The organism is Geodermatophilus sp. URMC 63, assembly GCF_053502565.1.
Map to the genome: position 1 here is coordinate 3,920,078 of NZ_CP199956.1, position 14,954 is coordinate 3,935,031.

The window sequence follows — 14,954 nt, forward strand, 5'->3', positions numbered from 1 at the left end:
CGGGTCCTGAGCAGGATCCGCCTCGCGTCAGGCGCGACGGCGCAGGACCGACGACGGGAGCCACCGGGTGGACGGTCTCCTCGGGGTCAGCGCCGTCGCCGTCGCACTCGGCCGGCCGCAGCGCACCGGTGTCCCGGCAGCCGCCACCCCCCGCGGGCCGCAGCCCCGGCCGCCGACTGAGCGGGCGCGGGTGGTGCACCCGGGCCGCTGACGGCGCCGCCCGCACGCGTCCGGGTCCTCCGGGTCCTGCGCGGGAGGAGGCCCCCGGGCTCCGGTGCTCCCCGTCCGCCACCATCAGCCGTGCGCTCCGTGCTCCGGGCCGCGGTGGTCGTCGCGGTCGTGTTGGCTGTGCTGGTGGGTCTGCTCTGGGCTCTGCAGCGGCGCCTCGTCTACTTCCCGGACGACGGCCCCGTGCCCGCGGCCGCCGACGCCGTCCCCGGTGGCCGCGACGTCACGCTGACCACCGCCGACGGCCTCTCCCTCGGAGCCTGGTTCGTGCCCGGCCCGACCGCCGAGGCCCCCGCCGTCCTCGTGGCGAACGGCAACGGCGGGCACCGCGGGCTGCGCGCGCCGCTTGCGCGAGCGCTGTCGTCGGCCGGGCTGGCGGTGCTGCTGTTCGACTACCGCGGGTACGGCGGCAACCCCGGCAGCCCCAGCGAGGCGGGGCTCGCCCTCGACGTCCGGGCCGCGCGCAGCTGGCTGCTCGAGGAGGCCGGTGTCCCGCAGGAGCGGCTCCTCTACTTCGGCGAGAGCCTCGGCTGCGCCGTCGTCACCGGGCTCGCCGTCGAGCACCCGCCCGCCGGGCTGCTGCTGCGGTCCCCGTTCGTCGACCTGGCGGCCGTCGGCAGCGCGCACCACCCGTTCCTGCCGGTGCGGGCGCTGCTGCGCGACCGCTACCCGGTCGCCGAGCAGGTCGCCCGCGTACGGGCGCCGACGACGGTCGTGTACGGCGGCGGGGACACGATCGTCCCGCCGGCGCAGAGCCGTCAGGTGGCCGAGGCCGCCGCGCGGCTGCACCGCCGTGTCGAGGTGCCCGGCGCCGACCACAACGACGCCGTCCTGCTCCACGGGCAGGCGCTGGTCCACGCCGTCGTGGAGCTCGCCGCGCTGGCCGACGGGCCGTGAACCACGCCCGCTCGCCAGGACGGAGGGGCCTGGCGTTCACCGGACCGCTGGTGCTCGTCCTCGGCGCCTGGAACAACGTCGTCGTCCCCCGGCTGCCCGGCTCCTCCGGCTCCTCCGTGCGGGCCAACGTCGCGGCGACGGGCCTGCTCCTCCTGGCCGCCCGCGGCGCGGGCCTGTCCTGGTCGGAGCTGGGACTGGACCGGCACCGCCTCCGCGCCGGGCTGCGGTGGGGCGGCCCGTTCGCCGCGGTGGTGGCCGGGGGCTGCGGAGCCGGTCTCGCGGTCCCGGCGGTCCGGCCGCTGCTCGCCGACGCCCCGGCTGGCCGGGGCCGGTGGCGGCGAGGTCGCCCACCGGGTGCTGGTGCGCATCCCGTTCGGCACCGTCCTGTGGGAGGAGACGGCCTTCCGCGGCGTCCTGCTCGCCGCCCTGGCCCGGAGCGTGTCGCCGCCGGTGGCGGTCGCAGGCTCGGCGGCGCTCTTCGGGTTCTGGCACGTGCACCCCACGCGGAGCGCGCTGGTGGCCAACGACCTGGCCGGGGGTCCGGTCGCCCGCGGTCTCGCCGTGGGCCTGGGCTGCGCGGCCACCGCGGCGGCGGGGGGCCTGTTCACCTGGCTGCGGCTGTGCAGCGGGAGCCTGCTGGCGCCGGTCCTGCTCCACCTCGCCGCCAACGCGGCGGGCACGCTCGCGGCGGCCGCGGCGCACCACCTCCGCCGACCGCCCGGGTGAGGGCGGCGCCGGCCGTTCAGCGCCGGAGGTGGGCCACGAGCCCGTCCAGGCCCGGGAGCTGGTAGCTCCAGAAGCCGGCCACCAGGGCCCGTCCGTGCTCGCGGTCGCGCGCGGTCCGCAGGATCCGGGCGAGCGCCCGCCGGGTGTTGTCGAACACGAGGTCCAGGACGTCGCGCTGCTCCGGGGTCGCAGGACGGTCCAGGGACCGCTCGGCCGCGTCGACGAGACGCCCGACGAAGGCCGCGGGGTAGCCGGCGAACCGCGTGCCCTCGGCCCGGTCGAGCAGGACGGCGACGGCCAGGCGGTGGTCGAGCCAGAAGCCGAGCAGCTCCTCGGCCGGTTCCCCGTGCCGCGAGCCCCCGGCCAGGGCCGTCACCCGGGTGTCGAGCAGCCGGTCGTGGCGGGCCGGGAGGTCCGCGGGGACGACCGCGTCGAACAGCAGCTCCTTGGCGCCGAAGTACCGGTAGACGTTCCCCGGTGCGGTGCCGGCCAGACCGGCGATCGCGGCGATCGACGTCCCGGGGTAGCCCTGGTCGGCGAAGCAGCGCAGCGCGGCCGCCTCGATCCGCGCGCGCACCTCCGGCTTGAGGACCTGGGCCATCACACTCGTCCCGCGGCCACCGGCTCCGGCGGCCACACGTCGGCCCACGGGGCGGCCGCCTCGAGCTCGAAGGCCAGTTCCAGCAGCAGCCGGTCGGCACCGGGGCGGGCGGCGAAGTGGACCCCGACCGGCAGCCCCTCGTGCCGGCCCAGGGGCACCGACATCGCGGGACAGCCCGCGACGTTGTGGATCGGGGTGTAGCCGACGGCCTCCTCGGTGCGCCGGACGAGCGTCTCCCGGCCGGCCGCGGGGGAGAGGTGGCCCACGGGCCAGGAGGCGCGGGCGAGCGTGGGGGAGAGGACGACGTCGCAGCGCTCGAACAGCCGCAGGTAGCCGCGCGCGGCGTCCGCGAGCGCCCGCTCGGTCCGCGCCGGCGCGTCGGGGCCCAGTGTCGCCGCCCAGGCGACCAGCTCCAGCGTGAACGGCTCGAGCTCGTCCTCGCCCGGCGGGCGGCCGAGCAGCGGCGTGACCGCGCGGGCGACCTCCGCCACCGTCAGCGCGGCCGCGGTGAAGAAGCCCCGGCTCACCGCCGCGCCGTCGACGTCCGGGGCGGGGGCGACCTCGACCCGGTGCCCGAGGGAGTCGCAGAGCGCCGCCGCGCGGTCGAGCTCCCGCCGGACCGCTCCGTCGGGGCGGGCGCCGAGCAGCGTCGGCTCCAGCACGGCGATCCGCAGCCGGGTCGGCGACGGGCCGGTCACCCGGCCGACCGGCGGGTGGACCGCGCCGGGACCGCTGCGCTCGGTGGCCGCGAGGAACGCCGCGCTGTCGCGGACCGAGCGCGTGATGACGTGCTCGACGAGCAGCGCGCCCAGGCCGGGCACCTCCGGGCCGGTCGGCTCGCCGCGCCGGTTCGACGGCTTGAACCCGAACACGCCGTTCAGCGCCGCCGGCACGCGCAGCGAGCCCCCGGCGTCGCTCCCGTGCGCCATGGGGAGGACCCCGGCCGCGACGAGGGCGGCGGAGCCTCCCGACGAGCCCCCCGCGGACAGGCCCGGCCGCCACGGGTTCAGCGTCACGCCGTGCAGCGCGGTCTCGGTGCTGCCGAGCAGGCCGAACTCCGAGCTGGTCGTGGAGCAGACCACGTCGAGTCCGGCGTCCCGGATCCGTGCGGCGTACGGCGAGAGCCCCGGCGCGGGCGCGGCGGCCGTGAGCCGTGAGCCCATCGACCACGGCAGCCCCGGCCAGGCGAGCAGCTCCTTGACGGCGAACGGGACACCGGCGAAGCGGCCTGCCGCGCGCGGGCCGACCGCTCCCGGGTCGGCGGGGGAGGCGACCGCCTTCAGCTCGCGCCGGGCCTCGACCAGCTCCCGTGCGGTCTCGGCCAGCTCCGCGGCGGAGACGCGCCCGTCGCGGACCAGCCCGGCCATGGCGACGGCGTCCCAGCGGCGGTACTCGTCCGAGCTGATCGTCATGCCGCAATCGTGAACGGTTGATTCGCGTTTGGCAACGGGCCGGCGCGCGGGTCGGTCACCCCGCGCGGGGCCCCGCCGGTCGCGCGCAGGATGGCCGCGTGCCCGATCCCGCGCCGTCGTCCCACGTCGCCCTCGGCGACTCGATCTCCACCGACGCCGTCGCCGTCATCGGGGAGCTCAACGGGGCCCTCCGCCGGGTCGCGGTGCGCCACGGGGCCGCGGTCGCGGACGTCGCCGGGGTCTTCCTCGGCCACGGCCTCCGCGCGGGCGACCCGGCGCGGCGCGACGCGCGACCACCGGACCGGCGGCTGTGGTCCTGCGACCTCGTCGAGCCGAACGCGTGGGGAGCCGGTGGGGTCCGGACGGCGTTCTGGGACGCGCTGGTCAGGCCCGGACCGGGTGGTCGGCCAGGAAGCCGGTGACGATCCGGACCAGGTCCTCGGGGCGCTCGATGTGCATCCCGTGGCTCGAGCCCGGGCCGGTCACGAGCTCGAAGCGCGCGCCCGGGACGGCGTCGGCCACGGCCTGCGCCTGCCAGGGCGGGGTCAGCAGGTCCTGCTCCCCGACGACGACCAGCGTGGGCGCGGTGACGCCGCCCAGCCGGTCGAGGGTGTCGTGGGCCAGGTCGGCGTCCCACTGCTCGGTGGTGACCTGCATCTGCTCCTCGTTCTGCGGGAACGCCGGCAGCAGCGGCTCGAGCAGCTGCGCGAAGTCCGGGCGGTCGAGCAGCTGGGGCGAGAAGGCGATGCCGGCGCTGGTCAGGGCGGCCTCCATGTCCCGCACCGCGTAGGGCAGCCGGAGCGCGCTGAGCACGGCGCGCTGGAAGCCGTCGCAGCGTGCCCAGGTGGCGTACATGACCGCGCTCGCCACCTGCTCGGGGTGGCGCAGCGCCAGCTCCTGCGCGATCGCCGACCCGAGCGACCAGCCCATGACGTGCGCCCGCGGCACGTCGAGCGCCTCGAGCAGGGCCGAGGCGTCCTCGGCCAGGGACGCGACGGTGATCGCGCCCTCGCCCCGCTCGCTGCCGCCGAGCCCGCGGTTGTCGAAGGCGATGACCTGGTACCGCTCGGCCAGCCGCGGGACCATCTCGCCCCAGAGCGGGATGGAACCCGACGTCCCCATGACCAGCAGCAGCGGCTCGCCCTCGCCGCTGGTCTCGTGGTTGAGCGTGACTCCGGTGCGGCAGGCCGTCTGCGGCATGGTGGGCTCCTCGGGAGGCGGGGGCGGCGAGCCTGGCAGGGCGGCCGCCCACCGACAAGACCCCCACCCACAGCACCCCCGCGACGGCCGCCGGCGGCCGTCGCGGGCGGAGCCCGGGGCGGGTCAGCTGTAGGCGAGCGTCCCGTCCTCGAGGTCGGCCTTCGGCAGCATCTCCGCCTCCTGCGCGTGCTCGAGCATGTGCGTCCACGGTTCACGGTCGCCCTGCTTGAACAGGACGTGCTGGGAGCGCAGGACGTAGCCGGCGTTGAAGTTCTCCGGGTCCGACCACGGCCGCAGCTGCATGCCCGCGTCCTCCGGCCGGAGCGTGGGGACCACCATGGTGGCGCCCTTGTCCTGCATGAGCGCGAGCATCCGGATCACCAGGTCGCAGACGAGGTCCACGCGCAGCGTCCAGCTGTGCCGGAAGTAGCCGAAGACGTAGGCCATGTTCGGCACCCCGCTGATCATCATGCCGCGCCAGGTGACCCGCTCCGGGAAGACGACCGGCTCGCCGTCCACGCTGAAGTCGACGTCGCCGAAGGCCGACAGGTCGAACCCGGTGGCGGAGACGACGACGTCGGCCGGGATCTCCTCGCCGGACCCGACCCGGATCCCGGTCTCGGTGAAGGTCGCGATCGTGTCCGTGACGATGGAGGCCTTCCCCTCGCGCAGTGCCGCGAACAGGTCGCCCTCCGGGACGATGGCGATGCGCTGCTGCCACGGTCGGTAGCGGGGCGTGAAGTGCTTCTCGACGTCGAAGCCCTCGGGCAGCAGCGGGCGCATCGACTCCATCAGGAACTCGTGCAGCTCGTCGGGCGCCTCGTGCGACAGCCGCGCCAGCTCGTTGAACTGGGCGCTGTAGGCCCGCCGCAGGATCTCGTGCGTCCAGTCCTCGGGGATGTCCAGCTGGCGCAGCGTGACGGCGAGCTCGTGCGTCAGGGGCGGGGCCAGGAAGTAGGAGGGGGAGCGCTGCAGCATCGTCACGTGCTCCGCCTCCTTCGCGATCGCCGGGATGAGCGTCGCGGCCGTGGACCCCGACCCGATGACGACGACGCGCTTGCCGGCGAGGTCGAGGTCCTGGGGCCACTGCTGCGGGTGCACGACCAGGCCCTGGAACCGGTCCATGCCCTCCCACTGCGGCCGGTGGGGCCTGGTGTGGTTGTAGTAGCCCTGGCACATCCACAGGAAGTCGGTGGTGAACCGCAACTGCTCGCCGGTGTCGCCGCGGGTGACCTGCACGGTCCACCGGCGATCCTCGGTGGACCAGGCGGCCTCGGTGACCCGGTGGTGGTAGCGGATGTGCTGACCCAGGTCGTCCTCGGCGATGACCTCGTCGAGGTAGTGGAGGATCTCCTCACCCGCGGCGATCGACGGGCCCCGCCAGGGCTTGAACCGGTAGCCGTAGGTGAACAGGTCGCTGTCGGAGCGCACGCCCGGGTACCGGTGGGTCCACCAGGTCCCGCCCCGGTTGTCCTGTGCGTCGAGGATGACGAAGCTCCGGTCGGGGAACTGTTCCTGCAGGTGGTGGGCGGCACCGATGCCGGACACCCCGGCGCCGACGATCAGGACGTCGACGTGGCCGGCGTCCTGGACGTCTGCCTGGATCTGTCCGGCGGGCTCGGTGGGTGCGGTGGTCGTCATCGTGCGGACCTCCGGGAGTGGGGAGTGGTGCAGATCACGATAGGTCGGCGGCGGCCTCCCCAGTGCCCTCACCGGTGACGCTCCGGTGACGCGTGGGCTGCCAGACTCCGGCGACCGGGGGAGACCGGAGGAGACCGGGACGCAGCCCGTCGACCGCGGCGAGGGGGCCGACCGTGACCGACAGGGCGCCGCAGGCGGGGACGGCTCCTCCCGCGCCGGTCCGGCCGGCGGATGACGCCCCTCCGGGTGAGTGCGCCGGGCAGGGTCACGAGCGAGGATGGGGTCCCGCGATCATGACGACTCGCGGGGGACGGGCCGTCCGCTGGGGCGGGCGGCAGGGACGACCCCGATGGACGGTGACCTTGGACGGCGACCACAGTGCCGCACTGCTCGTCCGCGTGTGGCTCGAGGACGGCGCCGAGACCTTCCGCGGTCGGCTGACGAGCATGGACACCTCGCCCGGTCCGGGCGGCACGGGGGAGGCGACCGTGGCCCTGGCCGCCTCGCCCCGTGACGTCGTCGACGCGGTACGTGCCTGGGTGGAGCAGTTCCTCCGCGACGCGTCGAACTCGATTGACGGCGGCGACTGAGAGCCCGGACCATTCCCGCCGGCGGACCCGGACGCCGCCGCTCCACCGTCGTCGGGTGCTCCAGGGGGTGTGCCCCGTGACCCTCCCACCGGCTGTCCGCGTGACCCTGCTCGACGGCTTCGGCCTGCGGCTGGGGGACGGCACCCGCGCCGCCCCCTGCGAGCTGCCGCGGGCGGTGCAGCGCCTCGTCGCGCGCCTGAGCCTGTCGCGCTGCCCGGACCGCACCGTCATCGCCGGCCAGCTGTGGCCCGACGTGCCCGAGGACCACGCGCACGGCAGCCTGCGCTCGGCGCTGTGGCGGCTGAGGAGGGTGGCCCCCGGCATGGTCGAGGTGTCGGGCGGCTCGCTGTCCCTGGCCGCCGGGGTGCGCGTCGACGTCCGCGAGCTCGAGGCGTGGGCGTCGCGGGTGCTCGACCGGCAGGTCCGCGGCGACGTCGCGATGCCGCCCGAGGAGCTGCGCGGGCAGCTCCTGCCCGGCTGGTCCGAGGACTGGGTGGTGCTCGAGCGGGAGCGGCTGCGCCAGCTGCGGATGCACGCGCTGGAGGCCCTGGCCGACGAGTTGGTGGCCGCCGGCCGGTTCGGCGAGGCGTTGCAGGCCGCCTACGCCGCGGCGCACGAGGAGCCGCTCCGGGAGAGCGCCCACCGGGCCGTCGTGCGGGCCCACCTCGCCGAGGGCAACCTCGCCGAGGCGCGCCGCGCCTACGAGTCGTTCCGGGCGGTGCTCGCCGACACCCTGGGTGTCGCCCCCACACCCTCCATGACCGCCCTGCTCGCCCAGGCCCGGCGCCGGACGGCCGACGGGCGCCCGGCGCGCGCCCCCGGGGTGCACCGCAGCCCCGTCCCCGAGGGAGCGCGGCGCGGCGGCTGACCCGGTCGCGACGCCGGCGCGGTGGCCGGGTGGTCACCGGGCGGTCACCGGGCGGTCACAAGGCGGCGAGGTGACCGATCGCGGTGGTGCTGGGGAGGAAGCAGTAGGCGCCGCCGCGGGTGGTGACCAGCCGGGGCAGGCCGCTCAGCTCGGCCCGTCCGCCGCCCGGGGTGGCCAGCGGCAGCGTGCCGCCCGACCCGAGGAAGGGGTCCTGCGTCCGCCCGAGGCCCGGGGCGAAGCGGCCGTCCACGGCCCACTGGCCCATCACGAACTCGAACTGGTCGCGGAGGCTGACCCCGATGAACAGGCCGAGCAGCCCGCGGTCGTGCCCGTCCCGGGGGTGGTCGGGGTCGTAGGGCGGGCCGTAGGTCAGCCCGCGCCGCACGATCCGGTGCTGGTTCCCCCCGCCCCCGGCCACCCGGGAGTCGCGCGGGTTCATGCGCCGCACGTGCGACCCGATCGGGCAGCGCTCGCCTCTCGGGTCCGCGGCGTAGCCGAAGTCGTTGAGCGCGTCGGCGGGCACCGGCGGGTCGGGGGAGTCGGTGTCCGGGGAGAGGGCCAGGGGGGTCCCGTTCCGCCACCGTCCGCACAGCTGCGCGGCGACGCGCCCCGGGGAGGTGCCGGTGCGGCGGGACTGCTCGATCAGCAGCTCGCGGAAGGCGTCGACGTCCTGGGACAGCACGCGGAACGCCGCGAAGCTGCCGTTGCGGCCCAGCACCTCGGGCTCCGGCACCGGGTAGGTGTAGTCGCGGAACTGACTGGGGTGGCCGAGCAGGAAGGCACCCGCGGGCGCCACCGGCAGCCGGTCGGGCGGCCCGGGTGGCGGCGCGTCGCCGACGGTGGGCTGGGAGATCCCGTCGACGTAGCCGAAGTGGTCCACCCGGGCGCCGAGCAGAGCGGCGTCGAACCGGCACAGCTCGGTCAGCCCCGGCGCGGTGCCGGCCAGGAGGTCGTCGGTGGCCCGGTCCACCGCCGCGGCGGACTGCCCGAACAGCGAGACCAGCAGGTGGAAGCCCGGGTCCCCGAACACCGGCAGCCAGTGCTCGGGGGCGCTGGGGCCGACGTCCCCCACCCGGCCGGCCCGGGCCCGCGCGCCGGCGAGGAACTCCGCGGGGAAGGTCGCCAGCGACTCCTCGGGGACCCCGAGGGCGCGCAGCCCGCCGGCGGTCACCGACAGGTTGAGGCAGCAGTCGGGCTTCTCCGTCCACGGCGTCCCGGTCGTGACCTGCGGACGGCGGGGGTCCCCGGCGACCAGCGAGCCCAGCAGCTCGCGGCCGGCGGCCGCGGCGTCCACCCGCAGCACCAGGTGGCGGGCGCGCGGCATCGTGTACCCGCGGAGGACGACGCCCTGGACGTCGGCGAGGTCGAGCACCGGGACCCGCGTCAGGCCACGACGTCGGCGGCGAGGACGTCGAGCACCGTCCGCTGCGGATAGGCGCTGTAGAAGGGCGGCACGCAGCGCAGGTCGTGGCGGCGCACGTAGTCCAGGAACTCCTCGCGGTGCCGCTGCACCGGCAGCGGCGGGGCGCCCTCCACGTGCTGCAGCAGGTCGTCGAACACCTCACCGATGTGGTCGACGAACTCGTTGATGTAGACGTCGAAGTCGCCGTCGTAGGTCGTGATCACGGCGAGCCGCTGCTCGTCGAGCAGGACGAAGCGCGCGAAGTGCACGGTGCCGATCGCCTCGAGCGCCCGCACCACCGGGTTCTGCTCCCGCGGCAGGGACTGCAGCGCCTGGACCTTCTGCTGCAGCACCCGGCGGTCCTCGGGCGAGCGCGCGGTCATCACCAGCGTCAGCGGGTTCTGCACCGGGTCGTCGGCGGTGCTCGGTCCGGTCATCGGTGGTCCCTCGTCTCCTCGCGGGCCGCGCCGCCGGGTGGCGGCCGGTCGGGCCCGACCCTGCCGCCGGGGACATCACCGCCGCGTCACGCCGCCGTCATCCCGCCCGTGTATCAGCGGCGTCCCGGTGCCCCTCTGCTGGGCGACGCCGTCACTCCCGACGCCGTCGCTCCTGATCGGGGACCGCCGATGGACCAGCTCCCGCGCACCACCCCGGACAGCGGACCGCGGGTCACGCTGCTCGACGGGTTCACCGTCCGGGACGGCGCGGCCGCGCGGCGGCCGGCCGCCGTGGAGCTGCCCCGGGCGGTGCAGCGCGTGGTCGCGCACCTGTGCCTGGCCGAGCGGCCGGCGCGCACGGCGGTGTCGGGTCAGCTGTGGCCCGACGTGCCCGAGGACCGGGCCCAGGCCAGCCTGCGGTCGGCGCTGTGGCGGCTGCGCCGGTCCGCTCCCGAGCTCCTCGACCCCTCGGACGGCGTCCTGCGGCTGGCCGCCGGCGTCCGCACCGACGTGCGCGAGCTGCACCGCTGGGCCGAGCGCGTGTGCGATCCGCGGACCGGCACCGACCGGGTGGTGCTGCCGGACCCGGCGCTGCTGGGCGACCTGCTCCCCGGCTGGTACGACGACTGGGTCCTCCTGGAGCGCGACCGGCTGGCCCGGCTGCGGCTGCACGCGCTGGAGACGGCGGCGGTCCGGCTGGGCGCCGCCGGCCGGCACGCCGAGGCCCTCCAGGCCGCCTACCTCGCGATCCGGACCGAGCCGCTGCGGGAGAGCGCCCACCGCACCGTCGTGCGCGTGCACCTCGCCGAGGGCAACGTGGCCGAGGCGCTGCGGGCCCACGACCTGTTCCGGGACCTGCTGCGCGACGAGCTCGGGGTGCCGCCGACCGAGCGGATGAGCCGGCTGGTCCGCGGCATCCCCCGGGCGCGGCGGCTGGCCTCCTGACCGTCGCCGGGCAGACGCCGTGCTCCGCAGGGACCAACGACCGTTGACGCCCCCGGGGCGTGTCGAAACGATCCCGGTACGTCACCACACGCACCGGGACCCACCGCCCAGAAACGGGCTCGAGAGGGGCCTTGCATGACCACTCGCACGACCACCACGACCGCACGCGTCCACCTGCTCGACGGCTTCCGCGTGTCGGGGGACGACGGGACCGAGCCGACCACCGCGAGCGCCCTGCCCCACGGTGTCCAGCGACTGATCGCCCACCTGAGCCTGTGCGGACGCCCGGCGCGCGGGGCGATCGCCGGCCGGCTGTGGCCCGACGTCCCCGAGGCGCAGGCCCACGGCAGCCTCCGGTCGGCCCTGTGGCGGGTGCAGAAGGCCGTCCCGGGGCTGGTGGACGTCTCCGGCGGCGCGGTGACCCTGGCCGCCGGGGTGCGCGTCGACGTCCGCGAGCTCGTCGAGTGGGCGCACGCCGTCCTCGACCCGGCGGTCCCCGTCGACGGCATCCGCACACCGGCGACGGCGCTCGCGGGGGAGCTCCTGCCGGGCTGGTACGACGACTGGGTCCTGCTGGAGCGCGAGCGGCTGCGCCAGCTGCGCATGCACGCCCTCGAGGTGCTGGCCGACCGGCTCGTGGCCGCCGGCCGCCACGGCGAGGCGGTGCAGGCCGCCTACGCGGCCGCCCGCGACGAGCCGCTGCGCGAGAGCGCGCACCGGGCGATCGTCCGGGTCCACCTGGCCGAGGGCAACCTCGCCGAGGCGGTCCGCGCCTACACCGCCTTCCGGGACGCGCTCGCCCGGGAGCTCGGCGTCCCGCCCACCCGCCAGATGCAGGAGCTGGTGTCGCGGTGGCAGGTGCGCGTCGTCGCCGGCCGCCCTGGCTCCGGCCCCGGACCGGCCGGCGTCCCGCAACCGCGCTCGGCGGCCGCTGCGGTGGCCGCCGGGGCGCGGGGCGCCTGACGCGGGAGACCGGCCGGTCCGGGAGGGGGAGTGCGCCGTGCTGCTGGTGCTGTTCGACCTCGGCGACACGCTGGAGTCCGGCGGCGTCCTCCGGCCGGGGGCGCGCGAGCTGCTGCAGGAGCTGACCGACCTGCGCGCCGGTGGGCGGCCGGCGGTCGTCCTTGGGCTGCTGTCGGACACCCGCGACCCGGTGGACGCTGCGGACGTCGCCGCGGTCGTGGCGGAGTACCACGCCCTGCTCGACGCGCTGGGCATCCGGCGCTTCTTCGAGCCGCTGTCGCGGCGGGTGACCCTCTCCGCCGAGGTCGGGGTGCGCAAGCCCGCGCCGGCGGCCTTCCGGGCCGCCGTGGCCCGGGCCGAGCCCACGCTGGCCCTCTCCGACGTCGTGTTCGTCAGCGAGCACGCCGGCCACGTGGCGGCCGCGCGGCGGCTGGGCGCGGCCGCCGTCCACCTGCGCCCGCCCGGCGGGACCGGTGGCGACGTGGCCGGGCTGCCCGACCTCCTGCCGGTCCTGCGCGACCTGGTCGGGGCGGCGGCCGCCCGCCGGCGCGCCCCGGGCACCGACCCGGAGGGTGCCCGGACCCGGCTGGGCGAGCACGTCGTCGTGACCCGGGACGCGTCCCCGGCCGACGCGCCGTCCGGCCGCGCGGAGGCCGGTGTGGTCGCGGTGGACGGGGCCCGCGCGCAGCGGCTGTTCCTCGTCGTCCAGAACGGCCGGCTCTTCCAGGCCGACCACCCCGAGGTGCCGGTCCTCGTCGACACCGGCCGCCACCTGGTCGTCGACCTCGAGCCGGAGCGAGCGCGGCGGCTCGCGGGCTCCGGCGGCGCCTGCTGGGCGCTGCGCCCCCTCCCCGTCGGCCCGGTGGTCACTGCCGTCGGCCCGGTGGTCACTGCCGCGCCCGCTCCCGCGGCCGGCCGCGAGGAGCCGGAGTGGGTGCGGCGCTGCGTGGCCCGCCTGTCGCGCGAGGAGCTGGCGGCCGACCTGGCCGCGCTGGCCGCCCACCGCACCCGGCACTCCGCGAGCGCGGCGTTCGACGAGGCCGCGACCTGGGGCGCCGCGCAGCTGACGGCGGCCGGTCTGACCGTCACCACGCAGCCGGTACCCCGCGGGGGCGGGCGCTGCCGCAACGTCGTCGCCGACCGGGCCGGCACCGGCCCCGCCCCCCGCGACGTGGTCCTGGTGACCGCGCACCTGGACTCGGTGAACCGGCTCAGCCCGGGCGCGCCCGCGCCGGGGGCCGACGACAACGCCTCGGGCAGCGCCGGGGTGCTGGCGCTGGCGCGGGCGCTGGCCGGCTCCCCGTCCCTGCTCGACCTGCGGCTGGTGCTGTTCGGCGGTGAGGAGCAGGGGCTGTTCGGCAGCCGGCGCTACGTCGAGGAGCTCCCCGGCCCGGAGCGCGCCCGCATCCGCGCGGTGGTGAACATGGACATGATCGCCGGCCGGAACACCGCCGTCCCGGGGGTGCTGCTGGAGGGCGCGGCCGTCTTCCGGGACGTCATCGACGGGCTGGCGCGGGCCGCGGCGGCCCACACCGGGCTGGCCGTCAGCGTGGGCCTGAGCCCCGCCAACAGCGACCACGTGCCCTTCACCGACGTCGGCATCCCCGCCGTCCTGACCATCGAGGGCGCCGACGGCACGAACCACCGGGTGCACACGGAGGAGGACGCGCTCACGCACGTCGACCTCGACCTGGCGCTGGAGATCCTCCGGATGAACACCGCCTTCGTCGCCGGGACGCTCGGCCGACCGGAGGGGGACGAGCCCGCGGGCGCGACCCCCGGCTCCCGCGGAACGGTCGCGTGACGCGGCGGTGACGCCCGACGCCCTACCGTCGCGGCCCAGCCGGGGAGGACCCGGACCCGCCCAGGGAGGAGCCGACCGTGCCCAAGCGTCTGGTGCTGTGCTGCGACGGCACGTGGAACACCGCCGACCAGGTCCACGGCGGCCGCCTGTGCCCCACGAACGTCACCAAGGTCGCCCTGGGGGTCGACCGCGAGGACGGGGACGGCGTCGAGCAGCGGGTGTACTACCAGCAGGGGGTCGGCACGAAGCCGGGGGAGCGCATCCGGGGCGGGGCCTTCGGCGTGGGCCTCTCGCGCAACGTGAAGGACGCCTACCAGTTCCTCGTGGAGCACTACGAACCCGGCGACGAGCTGTTCCTCTTCGGGTTCAGCCGCGGCGCGTACACCGCCCGGAGCACCGTCGGCCTGGTGCGCAACTGCGGCGTCCTGCGGCGCGAGCACGCCGGCCGGCTGGAGGAGGCCTACGACCTGTACCGGTCGCGGGCCGCCCACCCCCGTGACCTGGAGTCGCAGCTGTTCCGGCGGTCCTACAGCCACGAGCCGCGGATCCGCTTCCTGGGCGTCTGGGACACCGTGGGCTCCCTCGGCATCCCGTCGGTCGGGCTGGGGCTGGCGCGGCTGGCCAACCACCGCCTCGAGTTCCACGACACCCGGCTGAGCAGTGCCGTCGACGCCGCCTTCCAGGCGCTGGCCGTCGACGAGCGGCGCCGGCCCTTCGCCCCGACCCTGTGGGACCGCGCCTCGGTCGCCGGGCGCCCGGACGTCGAGCAGGTGTGGTTCAGCGGCGACCACTGCGACGTCGGCGGCGGACACCCGGAGGCCGAGCTCGCCGACATCACGCTGCTGTGGATGGTCGACCGCGCCCGCTCCTGCGGACTGGCCTTCCGCGACGACGCCTACCGCCGGCGGGCCGACGGCGCACCGGAGCGCTTCGACGGCCGGACCTTCCCCGTGGACCCCGACCCTCTGGGGACCCTGCACGACTCGCGGCGGTGGTTCTACCGCCTGCTGCGCCCCTACGCGCGGCCGATCGGCGCGGAGGACCCGGACTCGGAGTCCGTCGCCTCCAGCGCCGTCGCCCGGCGGGAGGACGCGCAGGCGCGGTACGCGCCGCGCCGGCTGGTCGACTACCTGGCCGGGCGGCCACGGGTCACCGAGGTCCCGCTGCGGGTCGGCCCGCGCGGCCGCCGGCCCGTCGGCGCGGTGCCGGCGGAGGCCGACGGCGGTCGGTGACGCCCCGG

The 14,954-nt window shown here is 76.8% G+C and carries 15 protein-coding genes; 9 read left to right on the forward strand and 6 right to left on the reverse strand.

The window, feature by feature from the left end:
- Positions 1–300: 300 nt before the first annotated feature.
- Positions 301–1,125, forward strand: coding sequence for an alpha/beta hydrolase (locus tag ACWIZO_RS19175; protein ID WP_448639236.1), 825 nt, complete (start codon positions 301–303; stop codon positions 1,123–1,125).
- Positions 1,126–1,479: 354 nt separating this feature from the next.
- Complete coding sequence (locus ACWIZO_RS19180; protein WP_448639237.1) at positions 1,480–1,851, forward strand: CPBP family intramembrane glutamic endopeptidase; 372 nt, start codon at positions 1,480–1,482, stop codon at positions 1,849–1,851.
- Between the two features lie 16 nt (positions 1,852–1,867).
- Here the strand turns inward: ACWIZO_RS19180 and ACWIZO_RS19185 are convergent, their stop codons facing one another.
- Positions 1,868–2,452, reverse strand: coding sequence for a TetR/AcrR family transcriptional regulator (locus tag ACWIZO_RS19185; RefSeq protein ID WP_448639238.1), 585 nt, complete (start codon positions 2,450–2,452; stop codon positions 1,868–1,870).
- Positions 2,452–3,864 carry an amidase family protein gene (locus tag ACWIZO_RS19190; protein ID WP_448639239.1) on the reverse strand — a complete coding sequence of 471 codons (1,413 nt, stop codon included), beginning with the start codon at positions 3,862–3,864 and terminating at the stop codon, positions 2,452–2,454. The genes ACWIZO_RS19185 and ACWIZO_RS19190 overlap by 1 nt, the downstream gene beginning before the upstream one ends.
- A 98-nt stretch (positions 3,865–3,962) precedes the next feature.
- On the opposite strand from ACWIZO_RS19190, the gene ACWIZO_RS19195 reads away from it, so the two are divergent.
- On the forward strand, positions 3,963–4,286 hold the full coding sequence (locus tag ACWIZO_RS19195; protein ID WP_448639240.1) for a hypothetical protein: 324 nt from the start codon (positions 3,963–3,965) through the stop codon (positions 4,284–4,286).
- On the opposite strand, the gene ACWIZO_RS19200 is transcribed toward ACWIZO_RS19195, so the two are convergent.
- On the reverse strand, positions 4,249–5,064 hold the full coding sequence (locus ACWIZO_RS19200; RefSeq protein WP_448639241.1) for an alpha/beta fold hydrolase: 816 nt from the start codon (positions 5,062–5,064) through the stop codon (positions 4,249–4,251). The genes ACWIZO_RS19195 and ACWIZO_RS19200 overlap by 38 nt on opposite strands.
- 123 nt (positions 5,065–5,187) lie before the next feature.
- On the reverse strand, positions 5,188–6,705 hold the full coding sequence (locus ACWIZO_RS19205) for a flavin-containing monooxygenase (RefSeq protein ID WP_448639242.1): 1,518 nt from the start codon (positions 6,703–6,705) through the stop codon (positions 5,188–5,190).
- 356 nt (positions 6,706–7,061) lie between these two features.
- On the opposite strand from ACWIZO_RS19205, the gene ACWIZO_RS19210 reads away from it, so the two are divergent.
- Positions 7,062–7,295 carry a hypothetical protein gene (locus ACWIZO_RS19210; protein ID WP_446760376.1) on the forward strand — a complete coding sequence of 78 codons (234 nt, stop codon included), beginning with the start codon at positions 7,062–7,064 and terminating at the stop codon, positions 7,293–7,295.
- Between the two features lie 100 nt (positions 7,296–7,395).
- Positions 7,396–8,163: an AfsR/SARP family transcriptional regulator gene (locus ACWIZO_RS19215; RefSeq protein WP_448639243.1), complete on the forward strand. Its 768-nt coding sequence runs from the start codon at positions 7,396–7,398 to the stop codon at positions 8,161–8,163.
- Positions 8,164–8,218: 55 nt separating this feature from the next.
- On the opposite strand, the gene ACWIZO_RS19220 is transcribed toward ACWIZO_RS19215, so the two are convergent.
- Both ACWIZO_RS19220 and ACWIZO_RS19225 read right to left on the reverse strand, forming a co-directional pair.
- Entirely contained in the window at positions 8,219–9,535 is a 1,317-nt protein-coding gene (locus ACWIZO_RS19220) for a Dyp-type peroxidase (protein ID WP_448639244.1), read from the reverse strand.
- An 11-nt stretch (positions 9,536–9,546) separates the two neighbouring features.
- Positions 9,547–10,002, reverse strand: coding sequence for a hypothetical protein (locus tag ACWIZO_RS19225; protein WP_448639245.1), 456 nt, complete (start codon positions 10,000–10,002; stop codon positions 9,547–9,549).
- A 189-nt stretch (positions 10,003–10,191) separates the two neighbouring features.
- Between ACWIZO_RS19225 and ACWIZO_RS19230 the strand changes: the two genes are divergently transcribed.
- From ACWIZO_RS19230 to ACWIZO_RS19245, 4 genes are all read left to right on the forward strand, one after another.
- Positions 10,192–10,947: an AfsR/SARP family transcriptional regulator gene (locus ACWIZO_RS19230; RefSeq protein ID WP_448639246.1), complete on the forward strand. Its 756-nt coding sequence runs from the start codon at positions 10,192–10,194 to the stop codon at positions 10,945–10,947.
- A gap of 135 nt (positions 10,948–11,082) precedes the next feature.
- Positions 11,083–11,910: an AfsR/SARP family transcriptional regulator gene (locus ACWIZO_RS19235; RefSeq protein ID WP_448639247.1), complete on the forward strand. Its 828-nt coding sequence runs from the start codon at positions 11,083–11,085 to the stop codon at positions 11,908–11,910.
- A 37-nt stretch (positions 11,911–11,947) separates the two neighbouring features.
- Positions 11,948–13,714 (forward strand): M28 family metallopeptidase, encoded by a 1,767-nt coding sequence (locus tag ACWIZO_RS19240; protein ID WP_448639248.1) that lies wholly within the window; start codon positions 11,948–11,950, stop codon positions 13,712–13,714.
- A gap of 77 nt (positions 13,715–13,791) precedes the next feature.
- On the forward strand, positions 13,792–14,946 hold the full coding sequence (locus ACWIZO_RS19245; RefSeq protein WP_448639249.1) for a DUF2235 domain-containing protein: 1,155 nt from the start codon (positions 13,792–13,794) through the stop codon (positions 14,944–14,946).
- The last annotated feature ends 8 nt before the right edge of the window (positions 14,947–14,954 follow it).